Here is a 12,108-nt window from a genome sequence, read left to right as displayed (position 1 = left end):
TACAACATGCCTTCACTTACGAATATCAATCCAAAAGTCATGGCCAAGGCTCTACGCCAGTCGCTTGCCAAAAGCGGGATTGATATCTCACACGCCCAAAGTCTGGAGTTGGTCGCCCAACAATTCGGTGCGATGAACTGGAATATTCTTGCTGCCAAAATGAAGCAAATCACTGACGCGCCCGATTTGCTCCCTCTTCCCGAAGGATGGAGGATTTCGTCCCATACATCACCGGAGATTTATCGTATAGGATTGTCACCGGATGAACCTAATGTATGTGTGATCGAAAACCTCTTCCAGCCATCATCCGGCATCAATATGAGCGATACCTATGGCGTTGTTATGCAGAGTATTTCAGCACAAGCATATCGCGGCAGGAAAATACGTTTTAGTGCAGAAGTCAGTAGCCTGGATGCTGATCAAACCAGTATCTGGTTAAGAATCAATACCAGCACGGGTGAGATATCAAGCTTCGACAACCTGTTCAATCATGAGCAAAAAGGCGCGCTCATCGGCTCACATGATTGGGTCACTCGGAGTATTGTACTGAAAGTGAATGAATGGGACGAAAGCATTCACTTTGGCCTGGTACACCGAGGCTACGGGACATTAAAGGCACGAAACTTCTCATTCACAATTGTGGAAGATGATGCCCCAGTCACCACCAAACCACAGCTAAGGTTCGATGCACCTGTCAACCTTGATTTGGCTACACCGACCCGGCATTAACAAACAAAACCGCGCCCTCCATGTTCACGAAGGGCGCGGTTTTTCTTCACCTGTTTATCATCAAGGCAACACCACGCCACCGATAAACAGACAAACAATCACCTCACGCGTTTATTGACGTATTCCCCAGACAATATTCACCGTGGTTTTCTGATTGATTTCACCCTGATGATAGTCCGCGGGAGCATTGCCATCGGCCTGTGCAGGAGCGGCACTGCGCGCCATCATCATCATGGGATGATAAATTTGCCCTCCTTCCTGTTCCACATTCATGACATCACCCAATGAAACCCCAAGAGTACTCGCCATGATGCGCGCCTTATCCAGCGCACGGGCAACAGCCTGATGTAATGCTTCATCCTGAGCCTTTTCAGGATGGGATAACCCATAATTGACCCCGGAAAGCTGATTCACACCTGCGGCCGTCAGGGCATTCAACACCGCGGGCACTTTGTCCAGATCATGGATGGTTAGCGTCAGCGGACGACTCAACCGGGTTCTTACCATTGGGGTACTGTTTTTCGAATCACTGGACTGATTAACTGAATATTGATCCTGCTGAACCGTTAGCGAACCCGCTTGGATATCCTTTTCAGGAATGCCTGCTGCCCGAATTTTCTGATATAAGCCACTGAAACGGTGTTCAAGCTGGTTTCTCGCCTTCGTCAATGCCTGTGCATCAACCCCATTGCTACTGTCACGGGGAACGCCAGGTGTCTGTTCTTCAAGATTTGCATTCAGCGTCGCCATGTCAGGCGGAACATTTACAGAGCCCTGCGCACTGACATGGATCTGATTCGGGGAATCGGCAAGCGCTGATTGCGCCATAAAAGCAGCCGAACCGATCAACGCTGCTGCGATCACATTACGCATGGGAAGGCGGATAAGGGAAGTCATGCTGTCTCCTTGATTGATGATAAAACTGCATACCTGAGTGAACCTGCCAATGTTCCTTCAGTGAAACAGGAAATGCATAAGCTGTAAAAGTAGAGACAACAAAAGTTTAAATTAACTCCTTAAGGAACAAGAAGATAAAGAATTTTATTCCGGGTATTGACGTACAAGATTAGCCCTGTATACTACGCCGCGTACTTAGGAAGTTCCCCGATAGCTCAGTTGGTAGAGCAAATGACTGTTAATCATTGGGTCACAGGTTCGAGTCCTGTTCGGGGAGCCAAGTACAATCTACAACGATGAATTGTTTTTCATCGCATATCTCTATTCCCCGATAGCTCAGTTGGTAGAGCAAATGACTGTTAATCATTGGGTCACAGGTTCGAGTCCTGTTCGGGGAGCCACCATTTTTGCCTCTCGCCTTATTCTCAAAGGCATTCTATATACTCGCCTATCGAATATCGATAAATTGGCAAGATAAAATAATCTGCCTAACATACTCCGCATATAATTTCTCATACGCACAAGCATCCTACAAAAGCGAATCGTACCCCACCCACACTTCTGTCATCCGTCTTTTACCGTTATTCATTAATCAAATATTAATAATATAGATTGCATACCTATCATTCTCCCTTAGATTTTTTATGTATAACCTCATGGCTGAACCAATAACATACTGTCTTTTCAATAGGTTATTATTATTCTTACGGCAATGATAATTATTTTCATCTTTTCAAATATTTTCTATACTCCAATGTGCAATTTGGATACCACATATTGCAGGTATGGTTAGTTCGTGGAATTGTTATGTTTATCTTAACACCATGAATTTAATCCCATTATTGTTGCACAAGAGGTAATGATAAATGAAAGAGCTGAATCATACTGAACTAAAGGCAGTCGCCGGTGGCACTACAAGCGCAGAGGCTCCAAAAGCCACAACCCAACAGGTAGCCAACAGTTATGGTAACACCGCCATTCAACCGGGAGGCGGCTCACCATCTGATATACAATACCCTCCACAAGACTCTAGTGTTGAAGGCTACAGATCCTTAAGCTTGTGGTATTGATCTTGATAACAAAAACGCCGGGGAATATTTCACCGGCGTTTTTGTAATGGCTTACTGTGAAAAGTGCATCAATAATCCGTGTACATTGGGATACTCAATACAATAGTTTTTTATAACACTTCTCACGCTAAAATACCGATAACTATCAGATGACTATATATATTAAAGAAGGCCTATTATATAAGCATTTATTAAGCAACCTACTACTACAGAATTAAAGTAAAAACCAAATTCCGGTTTTATTCTAATATTAATTTAATAATGCCCTGTGCGCTCTTGCCAAACAATTTTTCTTCTTCCGAGAAAAAGCCCTCCTGCCATGCCAATGACTAACGCGACAGGCACCCCGACATTGGCTGAGGCCCAAAGTGCACTCTTGCCGCCCACCAACCAAAGTAAATACCCTTGCCAATCATTCCAGTGAGCTTGTGTTGAAAATCCATTCACTACCAGACCCCATCCAGTAAGAGAGGCTACCGATAGAATGGCGAGTGCACAGAAATCATAGCGGCCATAAAGTCCTTGGGGGTCATAAAAAGCCTGTGTCTGATAAGGTGACTTTCTACATAACGTATCAGCCATAACCAGGCCGGCCCACCCCGCCAGAGGCACGCCCAGAGTCAGCAAAAAGCTCTGAAAAGGTGCAAGAAAGCCTGTTGAAAAGAAAACGACACCTAAGGTCCCCAGTGTGAGCAACATGGCATCAATACCTGCCGCCCAGGGCCGTGATACACGCAAACCGAGGCTCAACAATGTCAGGCCGGATGAATAAATGCCGAGCACTGCACCCGACACCAATGTCAGCAAGGCAATGATCCAAAAAGGGATAAGCGCCCATATGGGTAACAACGAGACCAGCGTACCCACAGGATCATTACCCATATGTCGTGAAAGCGCTTCAGAAGAGCCTGCGAGCAACGTTCCTGCAATGACAAGCACTATCGGCGCTGTAGAGCCCCCTATTACATTCCAGAAAACGATAGCACCATCGTTCGCCTTGCGGGACTGGTACCGTGTCCAGTCGGCAGCGATATTTATCCACCCAAGACCAAACCCCGTCATGGTCATGACACTCGCACCGATAACTGCCGACAACGGGCCAGAAGATGTCTGCTGACGCAGTGTTTCCCAATGAATATCAGGAAAGATCAACAAGAGAAAAATAACCGTAGCGATACCAGTGACCCAGGTCAGAACTGCCTGTAACCGCATAATGGCGTGATAGCCCAATACCGCCATAAGGGTGATGACACCTGCGACGACCAACGTCGCCACTAATAATATAGGCTTCCCATGCCCCCAGCCCAATGCCTCGAAGACTGTCGCCGTTGCCAATACAGCAGCGATGGCCAGAAAGGTTTCCCAACCCAATGATGTCATCCATGAAATGACACCCGCAATCCGCTGACCATATACACCGAAGGTCGCCCGTGACAAAACCATCGTGGGAACACTCGCACGTTTACCCGCAATGCTGACCAATCCACAGAGCAAAAAACTAATCACGATGCCAACGACACCCGCAAGGATAGCTTGCAAGGGGGAAATCCCAAACCCTAAGAGAAAGGCGCCATAACTCATGCTGAACACAGAAACATTCGATGAGAACCAGGGCCAGAAGAGCTGGGCAGGCCGAGCAGTACGCTGTTCTTCCGAGATACACTCGAGGCCCTGCTTCTCCAGTGTCAAAGCGCCCTTTTGCCTCTTCACTGCCTGTTTGTCCGAAGAGTGCCCTTCCAACATGGTTGCGGCGCGCTTTTTCGGGGAATGGATCATCTCACACACCTCCTGTATTGCCACAGCTGCACGCCAGGCAATTCAGCCAGCCACATCTCTACGCGCCATTTGCCTGAACATGCCTCTCCAGGCTCTCAAGCAGTTCGTTCAGCCTCTTTGAATTGCTCATGGAACTCATGATGAACAACATTGGCCATGTTACGAATAGTAGGCGAATGTTCGAAACGACGTGTTACCAAAACAATGTCAATCAAGGGAGAATGAGGATTCAGAGCCGGATAACTGACGCCTTCATGACGAACCTGACATACCGACTGCGGAATCAGGCTAATGCCAAAGCCACTGGCTACCAAATAAGGGCACGAAGAAACCTGAGGGGCTTCCTGTGCGAGTTGAGGTTCGATCCCCGATTCACGATAGACATTCAGCAGCGTTTCATACAGTGCCGGGCTCGTCCAGGAGGGAGACATGATCAGTGGATCCTGCATGACATCCACGGGTGACACCGATTCGGCCCCCGCCAACGGGTGCTCTGCAGGAAGTACCCAGCGCAATGGCTCACGAGCCACTATATCGTAGCGCAGATCATCTCTCAGGCTGGGTAAACGTACGAATGCCGCATCCAGTCGGCTTTCACATACAGCCTCCACCAGTGAGGGTGAATCGCTTTCATGGGGGGAAAGTTCAACAGAAGGATAACGAGAGCGAAAGACGCGCAAAGCCAATGCGATATTGGAATGGAACACAGAGGACGAGGCAAAACCCAGTCGGATTCGCCCCGTAATCCCCCGCGCAGCACGTTGAGCATTGATCATGGCTTGATCAGCTGACTCAATCACGTGACGCGCATCTTCCTGTAAACGCTTACCCGCTTCAGTCAGCTCCACACCACGGCTCAAGCGATGAAAAAGCTGCGCGCCCACTTCATCTTCCAGTTTGCGAATCTGCTGGCTTAAAGGAGGTTGAGCTATCCCCAAATGCTCAGCGGCTCGCGTAAAGTGCAGTGTTTCAGCAACGGCGAGGAAATATTTCAGCTGCCTTAGATCCATATCAAAAAAATCTCAAAAACGTACAATCTATATATTGGACTAATATCACGAGAAATCCCATAATATTCCCATAACAAAATCCTTGACGATGTTTATCAAGGGCGGACACATTTGATTGGGCTTATGTTATGACCAATACCACTTGTAATTGTGCTGAACAGATTGCTGCCAGCTATATGGCCAACAATCCGGAGCACTCACTCGCACCGGCTACTGATATTGAAGTGTATCAAACCTCTCTGATGAGCGGGTTGATTGCGGGTGTATACGAAGGAGATACCACGTTAAAAGAACTGTTTACCCATGGTGATTTCGGCCTGGGAACCTTTAATGACCTCGATGGCGAGCTCATTGCCTTTGACAAGGAATCCTATCAGCTGCGTTCGGATGGCTCCGCCAGCGAGACATCCGAAGACCAGCAGACCCCCTTCGCTGTAGTGACGTGGTTTCGCCCAACCGTCGAGCTTGAACTTGAAGAATCCATGACTCACGAAGACGTGGAAACGCTCATCGACAAGCTTGTTCCCTCTCCCAATCTGTTTTGTGCCATTCGACTGGATGGCGAATTCGAACTGGTCAGGACACGTACCGTTCCGCGTCAGGAACGTCCGTACAAGCCCATGCTGGAAGCCATCGCAGAACAGCCCACGTTCGATTTCAATGACACTCACGGCACCATGATCGGGTTCAGATGTCCGCCCTACCTGCAAGGTGTCAATGTCGCTGGCTACCACATCCACTATATCTCTGATAAGCGTGATGGGGGCGGACACGTCCTCGAATACCGCTTGAAGAATGCCAGATTGCAGCTCGGTATCGTCAGTAAACTTCGCATAGATCTACCCGGCAATCAGGACTTCCTGAACGCTGATCTCTATCCTGAAGATATTGACGCAGCCATTCGTAAAGCCGAAGCCTGATCCAAAGACTCTCGACTTCTTTCTTAAACATTATGGCGATGCTCTCATGAGTATCGTCATAGGCAAACACGTTCAAAATCTGCTGTTGAATTCACTATTCAGGAAGACACAGTCATTGAACGTGAGTGTCAAATAGACATAGTACGGGTCAAGAAATGTCAGATATAATTTCGAATACAGTTTCAAATACAAAGGGTGAAAAAACAGGGCAGGCACTGGGTTCAAAACCACGTACCAGTGGGGCCGATCTCATTATTCGCCAGCTTGAAGCCCATGGCGTAAAGTGGGTTTTCGGCATTCCCGGTGCGAAGGTTGACCGTGTTTTTGATGCGCTTGAAGACTCCTCCATTACCACTGTCGTTACTCGCCACGAAGCAAATGCTGCCTTTATGGCCGGTGCCGTGGGTCGTTTGACAGGCAAAGCCGGAGTGGCACTGGTAACCTCTGGCCCCGGTTGTACCAACCTGACCACAGGGCTCGTCACTGCCAATACGGAAGGCGATCCCATGCTGGCATTGGGAGGTGTGGTTAAACTGTCTGACCGCCTGAAACAGGTACACCAGACACTGGACACAGTCAGCCTGTTTCAACCAGTGACCAAACACTCGGCCGAAATTACCTCTCCCGAAGTTATTTCCGAAGCATTGTCCAATACGCTGCGTATCGCTGAAGGTGGACGCCCCGGTGCCGCATTCCTCGCCCTACCCGATGACATCATGAATACCGATGTGGCAGATCAGAAAATGGTAAAAGCCACTTCTCCGCGCCGAGGTGCAGGAAGTCGGGCTTCATTGGAAGAGGCGGCCAAGCTGCTCAATAATGCCAAACAACCGGCTATCCTTGTTGGCCTGGAAGCCAGTGTTCCGACGCATGCAGAAGCGCTTCACCACTTGTTGAGCCATTGCAAAATGCCCGTAACGGGTACCTTCCAGTCAGCAGGTACCCTCAAACGCGAAAATCTGAATCTATATACAGGACGTATTGGCCTCTGGCCCAATCAGCCCGGCGATGAACTTCTGAAAGAAGCAGACGTTGTTCTTACCATTGGTTACAATCCGGCCGAGTATGAACCCTTCAAATGGAATGGTCAGAATCAGCACACCCTGATTCATCTGGATTCACTCGAAGCCGAGATTGATAACAGCTACCAGCCAACGGTTGAAGTGATTGGTGATATTGCTGAAAGTCTGAGCGCACTGACGCCGCTGCTCGATTCACGTGAACTCACCAGCGCCGCGCAGCAGCTTCTGTCACGTATCCATGAAGAACGCAATGCATTGTCCGAACGAGCCAGTAAAGTCACTGGTAGCCCCGTTCATCCACTCAAGATTGTCAATGAGCTACAGCAGCTGCTGGAAGAAAACGTCACCATGTGTGTGGACATGGGCAGCTTCCACATCTGGATTGCGCGCTACCTGAACAGCTTCAGACCACGTCAGTTACTGATCAGTAACGGCCAGCAAACCATGGGTGTCGCCCTCCCCTGGGCTATTGCAGCGGCATTGGTACGTCCGGATGAAAAAATTATCTCTGTTTCAGGTGACGGCAGTTTCATGCAATCCAGTATGGAGCTTGAAACCGCGGTACGTCTGGGCTGCAACATTATGCATATTATCTGGATCGACAATCATTACAACATGGTCAAGATTCAGGAAGACAAAAAATATGGTCGCCCTTCTGGTGTCGAATTCGGTGATATCGATTTCAAAACCTATGCCGAATCCATGGGTGCTGCCGGGTTTGCTGTCAACTCTGCGGAAGAGTTGCACGATACCCTGCGTGACGCCATACAGACCAAAGGGCCATCAGTGGTCGCTATCCCCGTCGACTACGCCGATAACCCCAAACTGATGGTTGCAAACGGCACACTGGCAGACATGTTATAAGCCATCGCATTGTGTTACTTGTTACTGCTCTTCATGGCGATTCAAGGCTATGGTCTTTCAAGATCGTGGTCTTTCAAGATCGTGGCCCTTCAAGATCGTGCCATTTCAAAACATGGCCGTGCGAGGGAATGGACAATCCAGGTCTTCCTTGTCAGCTCACCGTCATGAAGAGCGACTCATGGGTTCAGTAACCCATGCAGTTTTGACACCCGTCGTTTTGACAACCATCGTTTTGACAACCTTCGTACTAGCTATTCTGGCTCTATCAACTCTAGTTCGAATAGCTGTCGTTCAATTACGTGTAATTTGAATAGCTACATAACGGTGGTTTGAATAACGATTATTCGAATACTCATTATTTTCGTAACGATAACATGGCATGACATTCAGTAATTACAAGATAGCCGCCAACACCATCCGCCAATATCTTGATTCAACATACACGTTATCGTAGGTATTGAACAAAGGAATGATTCATGAAGACATCATTAAATGAAATGATGGTATTCAGGCTAATTTTCTCTTAATGAACTATCCTGACTCCACAACCGGGTGTGGCAGCCCGATTCCCTGAGCCAGTACAAAGGGCTCATGTGCGAACCCCAGGGAATGCCATAACAACAGGCAATACCCCTGAGTACAGGCAGTGACCCCGAAACGGCCAAAAACCGGCTTGCAATCGACCAGTAAATAGCAAATCGATTCATCACGATTGATATGAGCGGCAACATGGCCGTCAGCAATAGTCCGTAAACCGACCTATATCAAAAGCAGCATATATTAAAATCAGGATGTTTGAATCAGCGCACCGCTGACCAACAGGCATCGACCGTGATCAGGCTTATGAAGGGTTAATCCCATGAAAGTAGCGTTGTTTATACCGTGCTTTATCGATGCCTTCTATCCGGAAGTGGGTATCGCCACACTCGAACTTCTCGAAAAACTCGGCTGCGAGGTCAGTTATCCTCCCAATCAGACCTGCTGCGGGCAACCCATGGCCAATAGCGGATGCCAAAAGGATGCCGCGGCGACTGAAAGACTGTTTGTAAAAAACTTTGCCAATTTCGACTATATCGTTTCTCCCTCCGGTAGTTGTACTCATCATGTTCGAGACAACCTCGATGCTATAGAACAAACCGACGACGTACTCCGTGTTCGTGAAAATACCTATGAACTCGTCGAATTTCTTCATGACGTACTCAAGGTGAAAGAACTGCCTTGGAAACCGCGTTTTCCCCACCGGGTGGGTCTGCACAATAGTTGCGGAACCCTGCGTTCACTTAGAACGGCCTCCATGTCGGAAATAGACGAGCCCTTTTTTTCCAAACCCATGGACTTGCTGGACATGGTGGAAGATATCGAATTCGTTCAACCCAAACGGCCGGATGAATGCTGTGGTTTCGGAGGAACTTTCTCTGTCGGTGAAGAGCCGGTATCCGTCAGAATGGGTAACGACAAAGTGAAAGATCATAAACAGGCAGGTGCGGAATATATCGTCTCGGCGGATTCCTCCTGCCTAATGCACCAGAAAGGCTGTTCGCAACGACTGGGGCTCGATCTCAAATTCATCCATATTGCCCAGATTCTGAATGGAGAAACCGCATGAAACCCGTCGACCATGTCGCCAATTCACGCAAGTTTCTGGCTTCGGAAGAACATGTTAAATTTCACGATGCCAAATTGTGGGATCTTCGCAAGGGGCGCGATGCACAAATGCATGCGATCCCTGAATGGCAAACCTTGCGGACACTGGCCTCAGAGATAAAAGAACACACGCTTAGCCATCTTGATCATTATCTGCAGCAATTCGAGCAGAACGCCACAGCCAATGGTGTCATTGTACACTGGGCAAAGGATGCTGAAGAACACAACCGAATCGTTCACGAAATTCTGAGCGAACATAAGGTTGATACACTCATCAAAAGCAAATCCATGCTGACTGAAGAGTGTGAAATGCGCCCCTACCTCAAAGAACGTGGCATTGAGGTAGTGGAATCGGATCTGGGCGAACGCATACAGCAGTTGGATGACCAAATGCCCAGTCATATTGTAGTGCCGGCCGTACACAAGCTGACATCGGATGTGGCTCGTGTATTTGCCAAAACCTTGCATACCGACCCCAATAATCAGGATGCCCACTACCTGGCCTGGCAGCAGCGTTTAGCCACGCGCCCCATCTTCCAAAAAGCCGGTGCCGGCATGACAGGCTGCAACTTTGCCGTAGCAGAAACGGGGCAAGTGGTCGTATGTACCAACGAAGGCAACGCCGATCTCTCTTCGAATGTTCCCCCTCTTCACATTGCTTCTATCGGTATTGAAAAGCTGATCCCCCGACAGGAAGATCTGGGCGTGTTCATTCGCATGCTTTCACGCAGCGCACTGGGTTCCCCTATCACTCAGTATACATCGCACTTCCGTGGCCCACGTAAAGGCGGTGAAATGCACTTCATTCTGGTGGATAACGGCCGTAGTGAACGTTTGGCCATGGATGATTTCTGGTATTCACTGAAATGTATCCGTTGCAGCGCGTGCATGAATACCTGCCCGGTGTATCGCCGTAGTGGAGGCTTGAGTTATGGAGGCGTGTATTCAGGACCTATTGGTGCAATCATTGACCCTACGTTTAATCTGAAGAAATACAGCACACTGCCCTTTGCATCTACACTGAATGGCAGCTGTACCAATGTTTGCCCGGTGCGTATCAATATACACGAGCAAATCTACAAGTGGCGGCGTATTGTCGCTGAACAACACGAACTCTCTTTTTCGAAATCTGCCTCAATGATGGGTGCAGCACAGGTTCTCAAGCACCCGTTTATTTATCGGACGGCCGTCGTTGCTGCTGACAAGGCACTCAAAATCCTTCCCCGTTCGTTGACTTATCTACCACTGAATGTTTGGGGGCGCCATCGTGAAAATCCAGAGCCTCCCAAACAGACCTTCCATCAGTGGTACAAAGCCAACAGGAAGAAAAGGAATGAATCAGGAGAGGAAAAATGAGTAGTCGTGACGCCATACTTGAGCGCATTCGCCGGGCCGGTCGTACAAAAACCGAGCACCCTGAGGTCCCTCACTTCAATGAGGGGAAAAAAGGAACAGCCGCCGATTTTGAAAAGACACTGACTCTCATGGGCGGTGTCTGGCAAAAGCCTGCCGAATCTGTCTCCATTGAGGATAACGTACGTACACTATTTCCGAAGGGGAGCAGATTTTGTTCAGTCGTACCCGAGGTCACGTCCGATTATGACCTGAGCGAATTCAAGACACCGGCTGATCTGGAACCGGTGGATGTGGGTGTAGTGAGAGCCCGATACGGTGTTGCAGAAACAGGCTCTTTGTGGATCAGCGAGGACGAATTCAAGATCAATACATTGGGCTATTTCCCACAACATCTGGTCGCATTACTTGATCCAAAGGATATTGTCTATAACCTGCATGAGATGTATGCCCGCCCCGACTTCCATGAAGTCAACTACTGCGTATTGATGACGGGGCCATCAGCAACAGCTGATATACAGGGGGTACTGATTCATGGCGCTCAGGGAGTCCGTTCATTGACAGTCATCCCCTGCCCGAAGCCTGAGTAATATACGCAGACCAGTCAGAGATATTTTCAACGAGAAACGTAAAAACGGGGCTCGATGGTGCGACCTTATCGCAAGGCGACCCATCGGGCCTCTCGCATCTGAGTCTCACACCTTTCCTCTTCCAATCTTCGCTGCCTTAGGCGCATCCCCCACCAAAGCGATAGAGTGGATTGCTACGTAACAGGACACATAAAAAAATAAAACATGCCCTCTCCTGGCGCCGCAGCCGATAT

9 protein-coding genes and 2 tRNA genes are annotated in these 12,108 nt (G+C 48.7%); 8 read left to right on the top strand and 3 right to left on the bottom strand.

All coding sequences use genetic code 11. From position 1 onward, the window contains the following. Positions 1-6: 6 nt before the first annotated feature. Positions 7-729 carry a glyoxalase superfamily protein gene (locus LMG33818_RS06100; protein WP_442322472.1) on the top strand — a complete coding sequence of 241 codons (723 nt, stop codon included), beginning with the start codon at positions 7-9 and terminating at the stop codon, positions 727-729. A gap of 111 nt (positions 730-840) precedes the next feature. Here the strand turns inward: LMG33818_RS06100 and LMG33818_RS06095 are convergent, their stop codons facing one another. Then, positions 841-1,626, bottom strand: coding sequence for an SIMPL domain-containing protein (locus LMG33818_RS06095; protein WP_442322471.1), 786 nt, complete (start codon positions 1,624-1,626; stop codon positions 841-843). 204 nt (positions 1,627-1,830) lie between these two features. Between LMG33818_RS06095 and LMG33818_RS06090 the strand changes: the two genes are divergently transcribed. Both LMG33818_RS06090 and LMG33818_RS06085 read left to right on the top strand, forming a co-directional pair. Continuing rightward, positions 1,831-1,906 (top strand) — tRNA-Asn (locus LMG33818_RS06090). A gap of 45 nt (positions 1,907-1,951) precedes the next feature. After that, a tRNA-Asn gene (locus LMG33818_RS06085) sits at positions 1,952-2,027 on the top strand. Between the two features lie 924 nt (positions 2,028-2,951). On the opposite strand, the gene LMG33818_RS06080 is transcribed toward LMG33818_RS06085, so the two are convergent. After that, on the bottom strand, positions 2,952-4,472 hold the full coding sequence (locus tag LMG33818_RS06080; protein ID WP_442322470.1) for a purine-cytosine permease family protein: 1,521 nt from the start codon (positions 4,470-4,472) through the stop codon (positions 2,952-2,954). 95 nt (positions 4,473-4,567) lie between these two features. Continuing rightward, positions 4,568-5,482 carry a LysR family transcriptional regulator gene (locus tag LMG33818_RS06075; RefSeq protein WP_442322469.1) on the bottom strand — a complete coding sequence of 305 codons (915 nt, stop codon included), beginning with the start codon at positions 5,480-5,482 and terminating at the stop codon, positions 4,568-4,570. Positions 5,483-5,610: 128 nt separating this feature from the next. On the opposite strand from LMG33818_RS06075, the gene budA reads away from it, so the two are divergent. The 5 genes from budA to LMG33818_RS06050 all read left to right on the top strand — a co-directional run bounded on the left by budA (position 5,611) and on the right by LMG33818_RS06050 (position 11,875). Next, complete coding sequence (gene budA, locus LMG33818_RS06070; protein ID WP_442322468.1) at positions 5,611-6,402, top strand: acetolactate decarboxylase; 792 nt, start codon at positions 5,611-5,613, stop codon at positions 6,400-6,402. 155 nt (positions 6,403-6,557) lie between these two features. Beyond that, positions 6,558-8,288, top strand: coding sequence for an acetolactate synthase AlsS (alsS, locus tag LMG33818_RS06065; RefSeq protein ID WP_442322467.1), 1,731 nt, complete (start codon positions 6,558-6,560; stop codon positions 8,286-8,288). Between the two features lie 859 nt (positions 8,289-9,147). Beyond that, entirely contained in the window at positions 9,148-9,894 is a 747-nt protein-coding gene (locus LMG33818_RS06060) for a (Fe-S)-binding protein (RefSeq protein WP_442322466.1), read from the top strand. Next, on the top strand, positions 9,891-11,288 hold the full coding sequence (locus LMG33818_RS06055) for a lactate utilization protein B (RefSeq protein WP_442322465.1): 1,398 nt from the start codon (positions 9,891-9,893) through the stop codon (positions 11,286-11,288). Before LMG33818_RS06060 ends, LMG33818_RS06055 begins: the two co-directional genes overlap by 4 nt. Then, on the top strand, positions 11,285-11,875 hold the full coding sequence (locus LMG33818_RS06050; RefSeq protein WP_442322464.1) for a LutC/YkgG family protein: 591 nt from the start codon (positions 11,285-11,287) through the stop codon (positions 11,873-11,875). The genes LMG33818_RS06055 and LMG33818_RS06050 overlap by 4 nt, the downstream gene beginning before the upstream one ends. The last annotated feature ends 233 nt before the right edge of the window (positions 11,876-12,108 follow it).

It is taken from the genome of Cernens ardua (assembly GCF_051251085.1).
Lineage (GTDB): Bacteria > Pseudomonadota > Gammaproteobacteria > Pseudomonadales > Halomonadaceae > Cernens > Cernens ardua.
The sequence above is the reverse complement of the archived record's forward strand: the minus strand, read 5'-3'. Positions and strand labels throughout refer to the sequence as shown.